This is a genomic window from Barnesiella sp. An55 (genome assembly GCF_002161555.1).
GTDB lineage: Bacteria > Bacteroidota > Bacteroidia > Bacteroidales > Barnesiellaceae > Barnesiella > Barnesiella merdipullorum.
In genome coordinates, this window is record NZ_NFHZ01000002.1 from 168,311 (window position 1) to 185,199 (window position 16,889).

The 16,889-nt window shown below is 50.2% G+C and carries 16 protein-coding genes; 4 read left to right on the plus strand and 12 right to left on the minus strand.

Annotated features, from left to right (window positions below; translation table 11 throughout):
• Nucleotides 1–161 precede the first annotated feature (161 nt).
• From B5G10_RS01985 to B5G10_RS02035, 11 genes are all read right to left on the minus strand, one after another.
• Complete coding sequence (locus tag B5G10_RS01985; RefSeq protein WP_087423092.1) at nucleotides 162–2,573, minus strand: choice-of-anchor J domain-containing protein; 2,412 nt, start codon at nucleotides 2,571–2,573, stop codon at nucleotides 162–164.
• 285 nt (nucleotides 2,574–2,858) lie between these two features.
• Nucleotides 2,859–3,320, minus strand: a complete 462-nt coding sequence (gene trxA, locus B5G10_RS01990; RefSeq protein WP_087423093.1) for a thioredoxin — start codon at nucleotides 3,318–3,320, stop codon at nucleotides 2,859–2,861.
• Nucleotides 3,313–3,555 carry a DUF6132 family protein gene (locus B5G10_RS01995; protein WP_087423094.1) on the minus strand — a complete coding sequence of 81 codons (243 nt, stop codon included), beginning with the start codon at nucleotides 3,553–3,555 and terminating at the stop codon, nucleotides 3,313–3,315. The genes trxA and B5G10_RS01995 overlap by 8 nt, the downstream gene beginning before the upstream one ends.
• 224 nt (nucleotides 3,556–3,779) lie before the next feature.
• Complete coding sequence (locus tag B5G10_RS02000) at nucleotides 3,780–4,961, minus strand: TolC family protein (RefSeq protein WP_087423095.1); 1,182 nt, start codon at nucleotides 4,959–4,961, stop codon at nucleotides 3,780–3,782.
• Entirely contained in the window at nucleotides 4,958–8,047 is a 3,090-nt protein-coding gene (locus B5G10_RS02005; RefSeq protein WP_087423096.1) for an efflux RND transporter permease subunit, read from the minus strand. The genes B5G10_RS02000 and B5G10_RS02005 overlap by 4 nt, the downstream gene beginning before the upstream one ends.
• A 12-nt stretch (nucleotides 8,048–8,059) precedes the next feature.
• Nucleotides 8,060–9,253: an efflux RND transporter periplasmic adaptor subunit gene (locus B5G10_RS02010; RefSeq protein WP_087423097.1), complete on the minus strand. Its 1,194-nt coding sequence runs from the start codon at nucleotides 9,251–9,253 to the stop codon at nucleotides 8,060–8,062.
• Nucleotides 9,254–9,367: 114 nt separating this feature from the next.
• Nucleotides 9,368–9,772 carry a DUF6769 family protein gene (locus tag B5G10_RS02015; RefSeq protein WP_087423098.1) on the minus strand — a complete coding sequence of 135 codons (405 nt, stop codon included), beginning with the start codon at nucleotides 9,770–9,772 and terminating at the stop codon, nucleotides 9,368–9,370.
• A 97-nt stretch (nucleotides 9,773–9,869) separates the two neighbouring features.
• Nucleotides 9,870–10,310, minus strand: coding sequence for an RNA-binding S4 domain-containing protein (locus tag B5G10_RS02020; RefSeq protein WP_087423099.1), 441 nt, complete (start codon nucleotides 10,308–10,310; stop codon nucleotides 9,870–9,872).
• A 5-nt stretch (nucleotides 10,311–10,315) separates the two neighbouring features.
• Nucleotides 10,316–10,879 carry an aminoacyl-tRNA hydrolase gene (pth, locus tag B5G10_RS02025; RefSeq protein WP_087423100.1) on the minus strand — a complete coding sequence of 188 codons (564 nt, stop codon included), beginning with the start codon at nucleotides 10,877–10,879 and terminating at the stop codon, nucleotides 10,316–10,318.
• A gap of 21 nt (nucleotides 10,880–10,900) precedes the next feature.
• Nucleotides 10,901–11,551: a 50S ribosomal protein L25/general stress protein Ctc gene (locus B5G10_RS02030; protein WP_087423101.1), complete on the minus strand. Its 651-nt coding sequence runs from the start codon at nucleotides 11,549–11,551 to the stop codon at nucleotides 10,901–10,903.
• A 202-nt stretch (nucleotides 11,552–11,753) separates the two neighbouring features.
• Nucleotides 11,754–12,011 carry a hypothetical protein gene (locus B5G10_RS02035; protein ID WP_087423102.1) on the minus strand — a complete coding sequence of 86 codons (258 nt, stop codon included), beginning with the start codon at nucleotides 12,009–12,011 and terminating at the stop codon, nucleotides 11,754–11,756.
• Here B5G10_RS02035 and galE point away from each other — a divergent pair.
• The 4 genes from galE (at nucleotide 12,010) to B5G10_RS02050 (ending at nucleotide 15,225) form a co-directional block, all read left to right on the plus strand.
• Entirely contained in the window at nucleotides 12,010–13,044 is a 1,035-nt protein-coding gene (gene galE / locus B5G10_RS02040; protein WP_087423103.1) for a UDP-glucose 4-epimerase GalE, read from the plus strand. The genes B5G10_RS02035 and galE overlap by 2 nt on opposite strands.
• 141 nt (nucleotides 13,045–13,185) lie before the next feature.
• Nucleotides 13,186–13,791, plus strand: coding sequence for an MBL fold metallo-hydrolase (locus B5G10_RS02045; RefSeq protein WP_241147701.1), 606 nt, complete (start codon nucleotides 13,186–13,188; stop codon nucleotides 13,789–13,791).
• Nucleotides 13,769–14,050 (plus strand): hypothetical protein, encoded by a 282-nt coding sequence (locus tag B5G10_RS12805; RefSeq protein WP_241147702.1) that lies wholly within the window; start codon nucleotides 13,769–13,771, stop codon nucleotides 14,048–14,050. The genes B5G10_RS02045 and B5G10_RS12805 overlap by 23 nt, the downstream gene beginning before the upstream one ends.
• A 137-nt stretch (nucleotides 14,051–14,187) precedes the next feature.
• Complete coding sequence (locus tag B5G10_RS02050) at nucleotides 14,188–15,225, plus strand: acyltransferase (protein ID WP_087423104.1); 1,038 nt, start codon at nucleotides 14,188–14,190, stop codon at nucleotides 15,223–15,225.
• Nucleotides 15,226–15,253: 28 nt separating this feature from the next.
• On the opposite strand, the gene B5G10_RS02055 is transcribed toward B5G10_RS02050, so the two are convergent.
• Nucleotides 15,254–16,873, minus strand: coding sequence for an SH3 domain-containing protein (locus B5G10_RS02055; RefSeq protein ID WP_087423105.1), 1,620 nt, complete (start codon nucleotides 16,871–16,873; stop codon nucleotides 15,254–15,256).
• Nucleotides 16,874–16,889: the final 16 nt, after the last annotated feature.

The following is a 16,889-nucleotide window of genomic DNA, read 5'->3' on the forward strand; positions in this document are numbered from 1 at the left end:
CCGGATATCCCGGCCCAAGTGGAAGGTACTTGATATGGTTTTACAAAGTTACATTTTCTTCTTCAAAAGCAGAACAAGACCGGGCTCCGCATTTGCAGGACGGCAAAGCGAAGGGGGAATCTCCCCGTGCGGGAGACTCCCCCTCTCGGAAAAATTCTGCGTCACTTGACAAACTTGGTTTGCAGCACTTGTCCGTCGGCCAAGGCACGAACCAGATAAACGCCGCTCGACAAGTCGTTGACATCGAGTGTCGATTGATTTTCACAAGCGGCTACCTGACGCCCGCTGGCATCGAAGACTACGATGCGATCTACCTGCTCGGCCGAGCATACTACCCGACCTTCGCTCATCCACAAGCGACCATCGGCAACGGCCGACTCTACGCCCGAGCCACCTTTAACCAAATCGCCATAGAAACCGATGTTGTCGATCGAGAGCATATAGCCGTCGGTCGTCGTCAGGCGAATGGCCACATAGATATTCTGGCCCTTGTAGGCGCCCAAGTCGATACCACGAGTACTGGGGTTGGTGGCAAAGTTCTCATCGGTAATGGTCTTGACCGAGGTAAAGCTCTCGGGCTCGGCATCGGTTGTCGAGACCATAATCTCATAATCTTCGGCATACTCTTCACCGGCATCGCCCGACATGGCCGACCATACCATATCGGCATTGTCGGAGGTTACACCGATTTGGGGGAAGATACACCAGCGATCGGCCGGAGTCACCGTAGTGAACCACGAAGCGGCGGTAAGCATCCATGACCCGAAGACAGGGTGCTCGTTGATTTCAGACAGATTCCAAGCTTCGTTGTTGGGGAATATGTCGTTCAACGACGAATTGACCGTGGCACCATCTTCGGCTCTTAAGATAAGCTCTTCGGGGATGGTTCCCGTTTCGAAGTCGTAGTACATGACGGGATTCTTCACCACCTTGAAGTCGGACTCAAGGATATTGTTCTCGGGAGACTCGTCACCCTCGTTCACGATGGTAATCTTCAGACTGTGCTTACCCACCTCGAGATTGGCCAAAGCCTGCTCGCATACATAGCTCTTGGTCTCTTGAGCTCCGAAAGTCTCGATGTTGAAGGTCTCGACCACCGCTCCGTCAATGGCAACCTCGACCGAAGCGCCCGAGATCTCATTGACCGAATTGTTGATTACCGAGAAGGAGATATCTTGCGACTGTTGCGGAGTCACATACTCATTTACCGGCGAAGTGAGTTCCTTAATCGCCAAGTCGTTTCCGGCCATATCGATCTCCTCGAGCGAAATATCGTCGATACAAATCACATTCTTGTTGGCATCACTGAAGGCGTGGAAGCCGAAGTAGTAGATACCATCTGTCTCGATGTGGATCACATTGGCCGACTCCATATATTCGTTGGTATTGAAGGGGGCATACTCTACGACCTTTGTCGTCATGGCCTCGGGCGTAGCCTCGGTTCCATAGTACACGGCAAATTTCTCGTCGTAAGAGAATGATGAGTACCAGAACTTGAAGCTGTAATAGCCGGCCTTCAGCTGGATAGGCTCCAGGATAAACCAGTCGTCGCCCACGTTGTTACTGCTGTACCAATATACCATGGAGTAGTCGCCGGTACGAGAGAACGAAGAGAACCACGAGTTGACGTTGATAGCCCAGCAGCCGTTACCCCCGTCGGCTTCGTCGAAGTTCAGGTCGAAGTATTTAATGGATTCACGGCTATACTCATCTTCAAAACCGTTGAAGTAGGGTACTTTGGCCGGACCGAAGTGGCGCACGCTCACCGTGCTGGTATCGTTGCCGGCAATGTCATCGTTCTCCAGGTTGCTCCAGGCCTTGATGGTGTATGAACCCGATTCCGAAAGGTCGGCCTTGGCCTCGAAGGTATAGAGATATGACTCACCTGCACCGATGGTCCCGGCAATGGTCTCGGTTACGGCCGGTTGCTGGTCGATCTGATACGAAACCTGCAGATTGGAAACCGGATGGAAACCGGTGTTTCTCAAATAGAGGTTCACGGGTTCCTGTCCCAGATTCTCGCCCGAGGGGGTTGTGCGTACCGAATCGACACAGATATCATAGCCCTGGGCCGTCTCCAGCTTCACGTTGCGTACAAACAGCTTGTACTTGTTGGCATCGCTCTTGGCATGGAAGCCCAGGTAGATGTTGCCGGAGGCCGTTACGTTAATCAGGCCGGAAGCCGGGGCAAAACTGCCGTCGATATAGATGTCGCCCAGATCGATAACGGGTTGGGTCATCGAAGCGGCATCGCGCGAAGTGCCGAAAAAGACATCCATCTTCTCGCCGTAGGTACTACCTTGATATTCGAATGAGAGGATGTAACTACCAGCCTCCAGTTCTATGGCCGGCGAGATGAGCCAGTCGTCGGCTGCCAGTTCCATGTTGTATCCATACTTGGCGGCCTCGTTGTAGGAATCGAATCCCCACGTTGTCGCATCCTCGTTGGCATCGACCACCAACCATTGGCCAAACTCTTCTTCGGTGCTTAATGAGGCCTCATAGACCACATCGCCCGCATACGAGCTTAAAGCACCGCACACAAAAATCACATAAGTAAACAGTTTTCTCATAACCACTTTATTTTTTTAAGACATTACAAATGTGATTAAAAAAAGATTAAATTCCAATAGTCGGCATTCAGATTTTGGCATATTATTACCTTTTGGCAAGCAAATACCGCAATTAATTATCATATGGTAAATTCAGGCACCCGCAAGACAACGACTTTTTTATTCTCTACGATTGAGGTGCCCAAAAGGATTTCATCTCCACGGCTTCCTCTTGTCGCCGTGGAGATGAACAGGCGTCACCTCTCTCGCAGTCCCCGCTCGAGGGAACGTGGCTAAAACTACAATTTACTTTTTCAGCAATACACTGTCGATAGCCTCTTTGAACGAGCTCTTGGGCATGGCACCCATCGCCATCTGGGGCTGTCCCTCCATCGGGATAAAAAGTATCGAGGGTATGCTGCGTATCCCAAACATGGCGGCCAGTTCCTGTTCTTCCTCGGTGTTTACCTTGTAGATGTAAATCTGTCCGTCATACTCTTCGGCCAACTCCTCAAGGATAGGAGCCACCATTTTGCAGGGACCGCACCACGAGGCATAGAAGTCGATGATGGCGGGTTTGTCGCCCAGGTATTTCCACTCCTTGGGATTATTTTCATAGTCCATTACTTTGGTCAAAAAATCGGCTTTGGTCAATTCAATCGTTTTCATCTTATTCTCTTTTTTATCGTTATTTACTGCTTTGGTTTCACAGGCTGTAAGCAGGAGCACAACCAGACTTACGGCCAAAATCATCAATCGGTTATTCATAGCTATTTTCTTTTTTGAATGAACTTGTCAACAGACCGCCCATAGCGGCACCCCATATCATGCTGGTCCAGGGCGATGCGGTAATGGGGCAGGTCCCGCTTTCGCAACCCACATAGCGCCAATAGAGATATCCACCCACGGCGCCCAGCACGAGGCCCAACGATAGCAATCCATATCGTTTCAATACCCGCTTTACAGGGGTTGTCTCTCGCTTATTTTTGTTATTTGTTTTCATTAGAAATATTTTCCATTAGAAATTACATTGCAAAGATGTAGGTTTATTTTCAATAAAACAATATTCCAGTGGAAAATATTTCTACATATAACTTCTTTTAACAACCTACCCCTCACACAATTCTCTCAAGAAAATGCTATTGCACTAATAATCAGATAAAAAAGAAATATACCCCCGCTCCAGACTTGAAACGGGGGTATATTCTATAAGAAAAGGTTGAGCTGCTACAACTCAAATTTATACATCCGGGCCAGCCGCACCTGATATTCATACTCGAGCGAGAGTCGATTGTCAAAAGCCTCGTAGAGTTGCGTGGCATCCACGAGATATTCGACCATCGATATCTGCCCGGCCGACAGGGCCTTCTGCAACAGTTCGAGGTTGTTTTGCCGGGCGAGGAGGTCGTAGCGGGCATGATCTTTCTGCAAGGTCACCGCCTCGTCGTAGGCGGTCTGCAACTCGGCCAAGGCCTGCTGCTCGCGGTTGTTCACGGCAAAACTGCCTGCCAAGGCCTGTGCCTTGGCCATCTTCACCTTCTTGCGGTTGGCAAACAGCGGGATGGAGACTCCCACCGAAAGGCCGTTAAAACGCTCGCCCAACTCATAGGCATGGCGATAACCCAACTCGAACTTGGGCAACCACCCGGCCCGGTTGAGGGCGACCGACTGGTTGGCAATGAGATTCTCCTGACGCAGCATCTGGAGTTCGGGATCGGCCTGCAGGGCCTGCGACTTCAGGTCGTCGAACGAGGCAGGCAACACGGCCTCGGGATAATCGGCCAGTGCCGAGGGCTCTACCCCGAAGGCTTCGCCACCGTTCAGCGCACGCAACTGGGTCAGACAGGCCGACCGCTCGTTGCGCAGCCGGGTATTGGCCGTGGTCACGTTGAGCAATTCGATTTCAATCTTGTTCACGTCGAGAATGGCGGCATCGCCCGACTCGAGTTTCTCGCGATAGAGCCGGGCCAACTGGTCGGCAGCCTTAAGCCGCTTGTCGCTCAAGTCGATGCAACGGTTCAGATAGACGATGCGGAGGCACAGCTCCTTGGCCTGCAACAGCACCTGCTGCCGCAACAGTGCCTGCTGCCCGTCGTAAAGCGTGCGTTTGAGGTTGCCCACCCGGTTGCGCTGCACATAGAGCGAGGGAAAATCAAAGGCCTGCGACACGGTGATGTCGTATTTGCGGTCGCCCGCGCTTTGGGCTCCCCACAAGTGTTCCAACTCGAAAGTGGGATCTTCGAGCGAGTTTTGCGACGACACCTCGGCCTTCTGGCTCAGCACCATCTGTGCCCCGGCCTTCAATTGAGGATTGTTTACCTCGATGCTCGTCAAGATGTCGGCTATGTTATTTTGAGCTCCCGCACCCGCAACGGCGAGCGCACAGAGCAGGAAAAGCGTTTTTCTCATCGGTTTTCTTTTTTACGGTTCATAATCCAGTAAACGACCGGAACCACAAAGGCATTGAGGAAGGTCGAGGTTATCAATCCGCCCAAAATCACCTTGGCCATCGGGCTCTGTATCTCGTTGCCCGGCAGGTCGCCCCCCAAGGCCAGCGGGATAAGGGCCAGAGCCGAGGTGAGGGCCGTCATCAGAATAGGATTCAACCGGTCGAGCGACCCATGCAGCACGGTATCGTGCAACGAGTGACCCTCGGCCAGCATGGTGTTGTAGTGCGAAACAAGCAACATGCCGTTGCGGGTGGCAATACCAAAGAGCGAGATGAAGCCGATGATGGCAGGGATACTTATCTCGCCCGTGGTAAAGCGGAGGATGAAGACTCCACCGATAAGGGCCAAGGGGAGGTTCAGCAGAATAACGGCCGACTGCGAGGCGCTGCGGAACTGGTTGTACAGCAGCAGGAACACAACCAGCAACGAGAAGAGCGACACCACCGACAGGGTGCGCGACGCAGCCGCCTCGCTTTCGAACTGCCCGCCATACTCGATAAAGTAACCCTCGGGCAGGGTAACGGTCTCGTCGATGCGCTCCCGGATGTCGTCAACCACACTGCGCAGGTCGCGGTCGCTCACGTTGGCCGAGATGACAATCTTGCGCTTCACATTCTCGCGGTTGATGGTGTTGGGACCGGTAGCCGATTTGATTTCGGCCAGCGTGCTCAACGGCACCTTTCCCTCCTGCGTGTCGATCATGAGGTCGCCAATGCGGGCAGCCGACGCGCGCTCGTCGTCCTTCACCTTCACGGTGAGGTCGAAGGTGCGGCTACCTTCATAGACCTGCGACACTACCTCGCCGGCCAAAGCCACATCGATAAACTGCGAGAATTCGGCCAGAGTCACCCCGTAGCGGGCCAGCATCTCGCGCCGCGGCGTAATCTTGAGCTGGGGGCGCTCGATCTGTTGCTCGACGTTCAGGTCAACCACACCGTCGATGGTCGAGATATTTTTCTTAATCTGGTTGCCCAGCATGAACATGTGGTTGAGGTCGTCGCCAAAGAGCTTGATGGCGATGCGGGCCTGAGTGCCCGAGAGCATAGCGTCGATGCGGTGCGAGATGGGTTGGCCTATCTCGATGTTGACTCCGGGGAGAATCGAGAGTTTCTTACGCACATCGGCCACCACCTCGGCATGCGAGCGGTCTTTCAACTCAAACGGGGCCTCAATCTCCGAGGTGTTCACCCCAAGGGCATGTTCGTCGAGCTCGGCCCGGCCCGTCTTGCGGGCTACGGTCTTGATTTCGGGCACCTCGAGCAACAGCTGCTCGGCCCGACGGCCTATGTTGTCCGACTCTTCGAGCGAGATGCCCGGGAGGGTACTCACATTAATGGTAAACGACCCTTCGTTGAACGAGGGCAAGAAACTGCGTCCCAAGGTAAAGAAGGTAATCAATGCAGCGACAAACAGCACAATCGTGCCGCCCAGCACCTCGCGGCGATGATGCAACGACCACTCCAGCGCCCGCTCGTAATACTTCTTGAGCGTGCGGGCCACAATAGGCTCACGAGTCATCTGACGATCGTCGCCCCCTTTGCCCAACAGGTAGCTGCACAGCACCGGCGTGAGGGTGAGTGCCACCACGGTCGAGGCAAACAGCGCCACGATGAAGGCGATACCCAGAGGCACCAGCATGCGACCTTCCATTCCCGTGAGGAAGAAGAGGGGGATAAAGGTAACGATAATGATAAGCGTCGAGTTGAGGATAGGCATACGCACCTCGCGCGAGGCATTGAATACCACCTCGATAACGGACTTTCGCTCGCCCGGGGGCAATTGCCGATTCTCCCGCAGGTGCTTATAGACGTTCTCGACATCGACAATGGCATCATCGACCAACGACCCGATGGCGATGGCCATGCCACCGAGGCTCATCGTGTTGATGGTAAAGCCCATGAAGTGCAGGGCCAGTATCGAAAAGAGCAGCGACAGCGGTAGGGCTACCAGTGAAATAACCGTGGTGCGCACATTCATCAGGAAGAAGAAGAGAACGATGACCACAAAGATGGCCCCTTCGTAGAGCGACTTCTTCACGTTGTCGATCGAGCTCTCGATAAAGTGCGACTGGCGAAAAATATCGGTCGAGACGGTCACATCGGAGGGCATGTTCTTTTTCAGTTCATCGACCGACTCCAACAGCTTGTCGGTGAGGTCGAGCGTACTGGTGTTGGGCTGCTTGGTTACGGTGAGGAGCACGGCCGGATGCGCCTCGACCGAAGCACATCCCAGCTTGGGCGCCTTGTCGCCAATCTTCACCTCGGCAATATCGCCCATCAAGAGGGGCACCCCATCGACCCGTTTCACCACCGCCTTGGCGATGGCATCGATATCGGTCGTGGCCACGGCACCCCGTATGATATATTCGTTGCCATACTCATAGAGAATACCCCCGTTGGCATTGCGGTTCATCTCGCGGGCAGCGGCGAGCACCTCGTCGAGGGAGACTCCATACTGCTTCATGCGCGGCAGGTCGAGCAGAATCTGGTACTCCTTCATCTCCCCGCCGATGACGGTAACCTGTGCTACCCCGCCGATGGAGAGGAGACGGGGACGAATGGTCCAGTCGGCCAGCGTGCGCAGGTCGCGCATCGAGGTAGAGTCGGAGGTGAGACCGATAATCATCATCTCGCCCAGGATAGAGGACTGCGGACCCAGCGTGGGAGTGCCCACTCCTTGGGGCAGACTCTCACCCACGACGGCCAGTTTTTCGGAGGTAATCTGACGGGCCCGATAGATATCGGTACCCCAATCAAACTCGACCCACACGACCGAGAAGCCGGTGGTCGATGACGAGCGCACCCGACGCACGTCGGTGGCGCCGTTGAGCGCCGTCTCTACCGGGAAGGTCACCAGGCGTTCCACCTCCTCGGGAGCCATACCCGGAGCCTCGGTCATCACTACCACCGTGGGAGCATTGAGGTCGGGAAAGACATCGACGTCCATTTTGAGCGAGGTATATATCCCCGCACACATCAACAAGATCGAAGCTACCAGCACCAGCAGCCGATTGTTCAGTGAATATCGGATAATCTTATTCAACATGGCGGCTGCAGATTAGTGGTTGTGAGAATGACCTTCGGGAATGACACCGCTATTGGCGGCCAGTTTCACTTGATAGACCCCGCGGGTAACCACCCGGTCGCCCTCGTGCAGACCCGAGAGGATGCGCACCTGGGCTCCGTCGGTATCGCCTACCGTGACTTCCTGTTTCTTATAGCCCTCCTCGTCGAGCCGCAGATAAACAAAGTAGAGTCCTTGCTCCTCGGTGAGTGCCGAGACGGGCACTACCAGCGCATTGTCGATGGCCGAGGAGAGCAGATAGACCTCGACACAGGCACCGGGTACCACCTCGCCCCGATTGTCGAACTCGAAGACGACAGGCACATAGGCTCCACCGGCCAAGGTTCCACGCCCGTAACTGAGCAGCTTGCCGTTGAGTTGAGAGAGGTCATATACCTGGTCGTCGTAGGTGGTTTTGAAATGGGCCGACATCACCGTAGGCAACGACTTGTAATAGCGTTGAGGAACCTCGGCCCGCAATTGCAGCCGACGGTTCTGCGAGAGGGTCATGAGCGGCTGTCCCATCTCCACAAAGTCGCCATCGCTCACCAGAATGTTTTTCAGATAGCCGGTCATCGGGGCCGTAACGGCACTCCCCGACTGGCTGCCCCCCATTGCCTCGTAGGCAAGCCGGGCCGTCTCGTAATCCTTGGCGATCTTCTCATACTCCTGGCGCGAGATAATTTGGTCTTTCACCAACTCGCTGGCCCGTTCGTAGGCCTTACGGGCCGTCTCATAATCAATATATGCCCTGCGGGCGGGGTCACCGGCCGCCATCTTCTCGGCCGAGAGGCGCAACAACACACTGCCTTTGGCCACCTGACTACCGTCGGCAATATGCCGCCCGGCCAGCGATACGACTCCAGCCACGGGAGCCACCACCGTCATCTCGTCGCCCTGTGCAGCCGAGAGCGTCCCCGAGCAGGGAATGACACTGTGAAACTTTTCGGGGCGGATGGTTTTGGTAGTCAGCCCAATAGCTTCGGCTTCAGCTTTTTTCAAAATGATTTCGTTGCCATGACCTTCGGCGGCATGGTCGTGCCCCTCGTGCTCATTATGCTCATGGTCATGCTCCTCGAGGTGTTCGCTGTGCTCGTGAGCCTCGCCGGTCGTATGCGACGACGAGCCCGAGCAACTCCACATAATATAGGATAATAGTGTTATCGTTAATAAAACCGTTCGTTTCATAGGTATATATGTTATATGTATGGATAAATAATTCTCGCCTGTGCAGACACGCACACGCGTGTATTCCACCGTTCATTCACAAACGAGGGAACAACTGCTATTCAGTTTATATACCTATGCAACGGGAGGGGCCCTCAGGCCGAGGGTCTTGAGAACGACCGCCGTATGCAGCCGTTCGATATAGACGCCCGGTGCGGGCGACTCGTCGGGAGTGTCATCGGTCAGATCGGGCAACACGGCCCATGTGCCCAGCAGAATCTTTACCGGCGCAAACTTGAGCATATGGTGCTGATGCAACGAGGCCAAATCGACCGGATTTTTATATGAAAACCAATTGCAAGTAGTGCAATCGCTGGGGTCATCATCGGCAGGCTGGGAATGGGAATCGTCACACCCGGGGATAGTGAGCTCGAGGCATATCATACCGTCGGCATGGTGGTGATGGGGAAGCACCGTCGAGAGCACTCCCAAACAACCTGCCAGCAGCAAAAATACTATTTTCAGCTTCTTAGCCCACATAAGGAATTGATCTACCTTGGCAAAGGTAAACCCGATTTGGCATAAGGGGGTAATAATTCCTATGCTTTTGAATATTATTTAAACATATTTAATAGAGCTACTCGTCGTCGATATCATCATCGAAATCGAAGTCGAAGTCGAATCCGTCGTCGGCATACTGCGACTCGAGGAACTGTGCCATTTGCCGCCCGTCGCGCTTGGTGGGACGCCCCAACCCCTTCTGCCGGTTGACAAAACCGCTGATGCGCACCATATCGAGCAGTTCGTACTGTTCGGGCGGCGTGGTATTTTCGAGATAACCAGGCACCAGTTTGGCCCCCATGCGATTCTCGGCCAGGGCCAAAATCTTGAACGAGTAGGTCACGGGCGGCTTGCGCACCTGTATCGTGTCGCCCACCTTGACGGTGCGCGAGGGTTTCACCCCTACACCATCGACCATCACCCGTCCTTTCTTGCAGGCCTCGGTAGCAATGGTACGGGTCTTGAAGATGCGGGTGGCCCACATGAATTTATCGATTCTTACCTCCTCTTTTGCCATAGCTGCTATTTGTTGTTATACTGGTTCATCGTTTGCTGCACACCGGCCAGACAAAAGCTCTTGATAATCTCGCCGGCCCGTTCGAGTTTCTCGGGCAGTTGTGCCTCCTGGTCAGGAGGGAAAGCCCCCAGCACGAAATCGACCTGACCGCCCCGCGGGAAATCGTTACCGATACCGAAACGCAGACGCGAATAGACCTGTGTGCCCAAGGTTTCGCAAATGTGCTTCAACCCGTTGTGCCCGGCATCGCTGCCTTTGGGTTTCAGCCGAAGGGTACCGAAGGGGAGAGCCAGGTCATCGACTACGACGAGCAGGTTTTCGATGGGAATATTCTCCTTTTGCAACCAGTAACGCACGGCATTGCCGCTCAAGTTCATATAGGTCGAGGGTTTGAGCAACACAAGGGTACGCCCCTTGAGGCGCAGCTCGCAGGTTGCCCCGTAACGGCCGTCGGTAAAAACGAGATTGGACGCCTTAGCCAAGGCGTCCAATACTCTGAATCCTATGTTATGCCGGGTGTTCTCGTATTCGTAACCGATATTACCCAGCCCTACAATCAGATATTTCATCTACAAAAAGATGGGGGTTGATTAGTCTTGTTTAGCCTGAGCACCACGAGCTGCACGAGTCAAGTTAACGGCGCAAACCACAGCGTTCTTGGCATTCATCAGTTCGAGACCTTCGAAGTGGAGGTCGCCAACCTGCAGCGTTTTACCCAATCCCAGGTTGTCGATGTTGATAACCAGACGCTCGGGGATGTTGGTGTAGAGGGCTTTTACTTTGAGTTTTCTCATCGAGAGGCTCAATTTACCACCGGCACGCACACCTTCGGAGTGACCTTCGAGTTGAACGGGAACATCCATAACAACCGGTTTCTTGTCGGTTACTTCGAGGAAATCCATGTGCAGGATAGCGTCGGTAACGGGGTGGAATTGCAGGTCTTTCAAAACGGCCATCTTCTTCTCACCGTCGATGTTCAGCTCTACGGCAAAGATATCGGGAGTATAAACCAATTTGCGAACAGAGTCTTTAGTTACTGTAAAATCGGTAACGATGATACCTTTTTTACCACCGGTGAGTTCTACCAGTTTCTCGCAGGGTTTCAACGTGCCGTTGTAAGGCAGGTCAACCAATTCGCCACCATTGAGCACGGCGGGGATGAGGTTTTGTTTACGCAGGCCTTTTACAGCTTTCTTGCCCAGATCGGTACGGGCCGTACCATTCAGTTGAAATGTTTTCATTGTTTTGTTGTTTTGTGTTACTCAAAATTAAGTTGTTTTCTCTTGCTCCTTAATTTCCCATCACACGGAATTTTCAAAAAGCGGGGCAAAGTTACTATTTTATTTTCTAACGCACAATAGCTTAGTCGAGAATTTGGTCCGACAGGCCTCGATAATATTCACCAACCGGCAGGAGGCCCCGACAGGATTGCGCTTGAAAACTTTATTTTCTCTCGACCTCTGCCCCCGCCCCTGCACACAGCAGCATGCCGTATCCCCGATGCGGCACGACCGGCTGCCACCCCACACCACCACGAGAGAGACCGCCAGAGATAAAAGTGTGTCCTCCCCGTATCTTCGCAAGCAACACGAGGCGGTTTGGCAGAACTAAAGTTGAAAAATTCGTTTTTCTTTGTCTCTGCACTTGACTTTCATTATCTTTGTAACTCAATAAAAAACTTAAAAATAGACCTATCGTCATGAAAGGAAAAATTTTGGTTACCGGTGGAACCGGTTACATCGGCTCCCACTCGACCGTAGAACTGCAAAATGCAGGCTACGAAGTTGTTATCATCGACAATCTCTCCAACTCGAACATCGAGGTACTCGACGGTATCGAACGCATCACGGGCATCCGCCCCACTTTCGTACAGGCCGACTGCACCGACATCGAGGCTCTGCGCAAACTCTTCACCGAGAATCAGGGCATCAAGGGTATCATCCACTTCGCTGCCAGCAAAGCGGTGGGCGAATCGGTACAGAAACCGCTGCTCTACTATCGCAACAACCTGCTGTCGCTCATCAATCTGCTCACGCTCATGCCCGAGTTTGGTGTCGAGGGTATCGTATTCTCGTCGTCGTGCACGGTTTACGGTCAGCCCGACGTGCTGCCGGTCGATGAGACGGCTCCCATCAAACCGGCTCTCTCGCCCTATGGCAATACCAAACAGATAAGCGAGGAGATTATCAAAGATACGATTCATGCCAACGCTCCTTTCAAATCGATTATCCTCCGCTACTTCAATCCCATTGGTGCTCACCCCAGTGCCGAAATCGGCGAGTTGCCCAACGGCGTACCCCAGAACCTCATCCCCTACCTCACGCAGACGGCTATCGGCATCCGCAAGGAGTTGAGCGTATTCGGCGACGACTACAACACCCCCGACGGCTCGTGCATACGCGACTACATCAACGTAGTTGACCTGGCCAAGGCTCACGTGATCGCCATGAACCGCATGCTCGAGAAGAAATCGCCCGAGGCTATCGAAATCTTCAACCTGGGTACGGGCCGCGGCGTCTCGGTACTCGAGCTCATCGCTGCCTTCGAAAAGGCTACGGGCGTGAAAGTTCCCCACAAGATCGTAGGCCGCCGCGAAGGCGATATAGAACAAGTGTGGGCCAACCCCGAAAAAGCCAACAAGGTGCTGGGCTGGACGGCTCAGGAGAGCATCGAGGATACACTGGCTTCGGCCTGGAAATGGCAACTGAAACTGCGCGAAAGAGGCATCATGTAATTGCCGCTCCCGACCAGACAAACCATACACAAAGCGAGGCTCTCCCTGCTGGGGGGAGTCTCGCTTTTCGCTTCTACCTCTCACCCTCTTGACAGGCAGCCCGAAAAGTTTTATTTTTGTTCCATCGAAAATCTATAACACATGATTAATCGTATGATGAGAAAAGGCGTATTTCTACTATCGAGTGTCTTGCTGGCTTCGTTGTGCGGAGCCGGTTGTCACTCGTCGCAAAAGCAGGCCACGGCTACCGACGAAGAGCAGACCGTATTTGCCTGCACCGACAGCGTCACCACCGTGTGTGACAGTGTAAAACTGACCCAAATCAGAGACAATGCCCAGGAGCGGCTCATGCAGTTGAGTCTCTTCGGCGAACTGCCGCAAGAGCTCATCGACAGTCTGGGGATAAGCCAGGGAGTCCCGGCCTCGATAAGTGCATTCCTGCTGGAGATTGACGGGAAACGCATCTTGTTCGACACCGGCATGGGTGCTCCCGACAGCCGATCGCTGGCCAACCTGTCGGCCGCCGGAGCCACTCCCGATGATATCGACTACATCTATCTGTCTCACTTCCACGGCGACCACATCGGCGGTATGATGAAGGGCGACAGCATCGTTTTTCCGAGGGCCGAAGTCTATGCCGCCCAGCAGGAGTATGACAGTTGGATGCAGATGCCCGACGACAAGAAGGTCCAAGTCGCAACCACAATGGAGGCCTATAAAGACCGTGCATCTCGTAGCCTATGGTGACACGTTGCCTTGCGGCGTAATAGCGCTCGACTGTGCCGGACACACCCCGGGCCATACCGCCTACCAGGCCGGCCGTTTCCTCATCGTGGGTGACCTGGTACACGGCGCTGCCCTGCAACTGGCTCACCCCGAGATTTGTGCCGCCTACGACATGGATCCGCAAGCCGCCGTCAAACAGCGTCGCTACTACCTCGACTATGCCCGCCAGAACCACCTGTTCCTGGCCGGCATGCACCAGCCGGCCGGTCATGCCCGATGAAATAATGCTCCTATATAAATGATTGATATTATCCATGTCAATTGTGAACATGGATAATATCAATCTATTTTGTTCCCAATTGATCTTCCTTTATAAACTGAACAAAGGTATAATACTAACTTATTACTTAAAATATCATGAATAACTATTTATTGCTATTATCTAAATATCGTGACAATATTATGGGTATCGCAATAATTTGGATAATGATGTTTCATCTCCCTTTTCGGCCCAATATGCCAATAGTCAATGATATTATGGACATCGGTTATGGAGGTGTAGATCTATTTTTATTCTTATCGGGTTTCGGATTATATTTTTCTTTGTCAAAAAAGAATACAGATTTAGCACAATATTACAAAAAGAGATTCTGTAGAATTCTACCTGAATTCTGGCTATTTTTAATTGTTACATATGTCGTATCTATGAATTTCGATATTCATAGTTTTTGGAATCTTATCTGTCAAGCAACGACAATTGGCTACTGGGTACCGAATGTTCCATATACTTTATGGTATATATCGTGTATCCTATTTTTTTATGCCATATTCCCCGTCTATTTTAAGCTCTTCAAAAAATATGGTTTTAAGATTCCTATACTTATTGAAATTGCTGGATTTATTCTCATCATTATTTATGCATGGGTAATGATCTTTTATTTCAATAATACCAATAAAGGGAGGGATTTAATTCTAACAATAGCTCGTATTCCTATCTTTTTTATAGGAACTATTGCAGGCTATTGGGTAAAAAATGCTATTGATATTAAAATTACGCGCAAGAAAATAGCTTTTGCCTTACTGATATTTACTGGATCAATAATATTGCTTGAATATTTCTTACATTTTTGTAGAGACTACCTTTGGACTTGTGCTCTTTATTTTTTGCCATTTATCATCATAGCCCCCATATTAAGTATAATCATAGCCATTGTCATGGATAAAATACCTAAATCCATTTCTTCACTATTTGCCAAGATAGGAAGTATTTCTTTAGAGTTATATATTGTTCATGAATATTTATATCAGAAGCTAATTCATAATTTAACGAATGAATTTGGAACCTATATATCGATATTTACAGTAATAGCATTGTCGTTTATTTTGGCCATTATTCTTTACAAGATTAACAAAATATTATTACAGAGAATATTCAAAAAAGTATTGAATCTGTAGCATTGATATTGTCAACAATAAAATCAGTTCATTCTTTATACAGACCTTGTGCCTTCCACGCAGAATAAAGGACTCTCATAGAATATATTTTGGGAAGGAGTATCGACCAAGTAAAAATGGTAACATATAACATTGCAGAACCATTCAATAACAAGGTCAAAATAGTAAGAGATACCAAAGAAAAGCCTACCGACGGCCCCACTTTTTTAGTTAATAACTCTGCGTATGGATCTGGTTTGGATAGGCAACCTTCATGCCCTTCAAAATGTGAGGGATTCAATTTAGCCAACGCTTTTTGTATTCCGTTAGGCAAAGTCCCAGCAACAAGGATCCATGCACTTGGTAATTTATATCCAACCACCCCTATAAAGAAAATCAAAGAAAGCCACCATGATCTTGGAATATTATTATGCATATTCTGCTGAGTAACAGTAATAGTCATTTCATGATTCCAACCATATAATTGCATAACTGTAATATCCGCCAAATTACACATTGCATAAAATAGCACTATAGTAATACATGTAATCGCAAAAGACAAAGCTACAGATAGTAAAGAGAGATGGAATTTTACTTTCACATTATTTTTATCATATCCTCCACCAACAACATTTGCCACCACGACCAAAAGAATAGCACATAATGCACTTAATAAGATTACTGCTATAGTAACAGAATGAACAACAGAAATTAAAAAATTGACAAATATGCGAGGTATAGCTATTACCCAAGAAAATACATATTTATAAAAGAAACTATTAGAAGGTAATATAACTTCTTTCGTCAATGTTTCACTTATCAAATCTCCCAAAGAAACCCAGCTAACATTTCTTCTAACCATCCAGCTAGACTTTTCATATTCTTTAGAAGCCTTATCTATCAATAACAACAAATCTTGCATAGACTTCACTAAACCCGTATTTCTTGCCTCTAATTGAATATTCAATAATTTATCTGGCATAGCCATCTCTATAAACTTCATAGCATTGCCTTCATTCTGCACTTGCATCAGACCTATATCTTTAATGAAAGTAACCAAATATATATCCTCATCTGCGACATTAGGCAGTTTATGAGCAAGCTCTTGTTTTAAGATTTTTCTAACAGAACTGTTATAATCTAAAATAACTCCTTTATCAATAGTGTCTATAGTCCATAATACTACACTCACGTTTTTTCCATCAAAAATTTGACAAATATCCAAACTATCTGCCAATGAAAGAACTCCAGCATTATCATAGATCAATATTTCAGGAGGCTTGACAGCAAAAGACTCTTTTGCCTCCTGCTGTACTGATTCAGACGATGCTTGTTCTGTTTCCGATTCTTTTTCTGCATAATAAGCTCGAGAAACAAGAGTCAGATATTTCGCCGACACATATGCCTCTTTGGATTCATACTGTATCTTAGCCCAATTACCCTCTATATCAATTACATAAACCTTATCTTCATTATATAGTGAGCCTATTTTAAGACTATTAGAAGACGGTTTCGACCGCACATTCAAACTTGATTTTATACGTACCTCATACAAATCATACAATTGTTCCGACTCTTTTTCATGACTACGAAAATGAATACATGAAAAAGACAAGAGCAAAGAAAGAAAAAGAAAAATTTTCACAAATAAGGTCGAACGTTTTAGCATATATGATTATTCTTAA

What these genes read in the sequence shown, in the direction of transcription:
- B5G10_RS02050 (WP_087423104.1), top strand. Translation starts at nt 14,188, where the DNA reads ATGAATAACTATTTATTGCTATTATCTAAATATCGTGACAATATTATG.
- trxA (WP_087423093.1), bottom strand. Translation starts at nt 3,320, where the DNA reads ATGAATAACCGATTGATGATTTTGGCCGTAAGTCTGGTTGTGCTCCTG.
- pth (WP_087423100.1), bottom strand. Translation starts at nt 10,879, where the DNA reads ATGAAATATCTGATTGTAGGGCTGGGTAATATCGGTTACGAATACGAG.
- galE (WP_087423103.1), top strand. Translation starts at nt 12,010, where the DNA reads ATGAAAGGAAAAATTTTGGTTACCGGTGGAACCGGTTACATCGGCTCC.
- B5G10_RS02010 (WP_087423097.1), bottom strand. Translation starts at nt 9,253, where the DNA reads ATGAAACGAACGGTTTTATTAACGATAACACTATTATCCTATATTATG.
- B5G10_RS02035 (WP_087423102.1), bottom strand. Translation starts at nt 12,011, where the DNA reads ATGACGATAGGTCTATTTTTAAGTTTTTTATTGAGTTACAAAGATAAT.
- B5G10_RS01995 (WP_087423094.1), bottom strand. Translation starts at nt 3,555, where the DNA reads ATGAAAACAAATAACAAAAATAAGCGAGAGACAACCCCTGTAAAGCGG.
- B5G10_RS02045 (WP_241147701.1), top strand. Translation starts at nt 13,186, where the DNA reads ATGATTAATCGTATGATGAGAAAAGGCGTATTTCTACTATCGAGTGTC.
- B5G10_RS02005 (WP_087423096.1), bottom strand. Translation starts at nt 8,047, where the DNA reads ATGTTGAATAAGATTATCCGATATTCACTGAACAATCGGCTGCTGGTG.
- B5G10_RS02020 (WP_087423099.1), bottom strand. Translation starts at nt 10,310, where the DNA reads ATGGCAAAAGAGGAGGTAAGAATCGATAAATTCATGTGGGCCACCCGC.
- B5G10_RS02030 (WP_087423101.1), bottom strand. Translation starts at nt 11,551, where the DNA reads ATGAAAACATTTCAACTGAATGGTACGGCCCGTACCGATCTGGGCAAG.
- B5G10_RS02055 (WP_087423105.1), bottom strand. Translation starts at nt 16,873, where the DNA reads ATGCTAAAACGTTCGACCTTATTTGTGAAAATTTTTCTTTTTCTTTCT.
- B5G10_RS02015 (WP_087423098.1), bottom strand. Translation starts at nt 9,772, where the DNA reads ATGTGGGCTAAGAAGCTGAAAATAGTATTTTTGCTGCTGGCAGGTTGT.
- B5G10_RS02000 (WP_087423095.1), bottom strand. Translation starts at nt 4,961, where the DNA reads ATGAGAAAAACGCTTTTCCTGCTCTGTGCGCTCGCCGTTGCGGGTGCG.
- B5G10_RS01985 (WP_087423092.1), bottom strand. Translation starts at nt 2,573, where the DNA reads ATGAGAAAACTGTTTACTTATGTGATTTTTGTGTGCGGTGCTTTAAGC.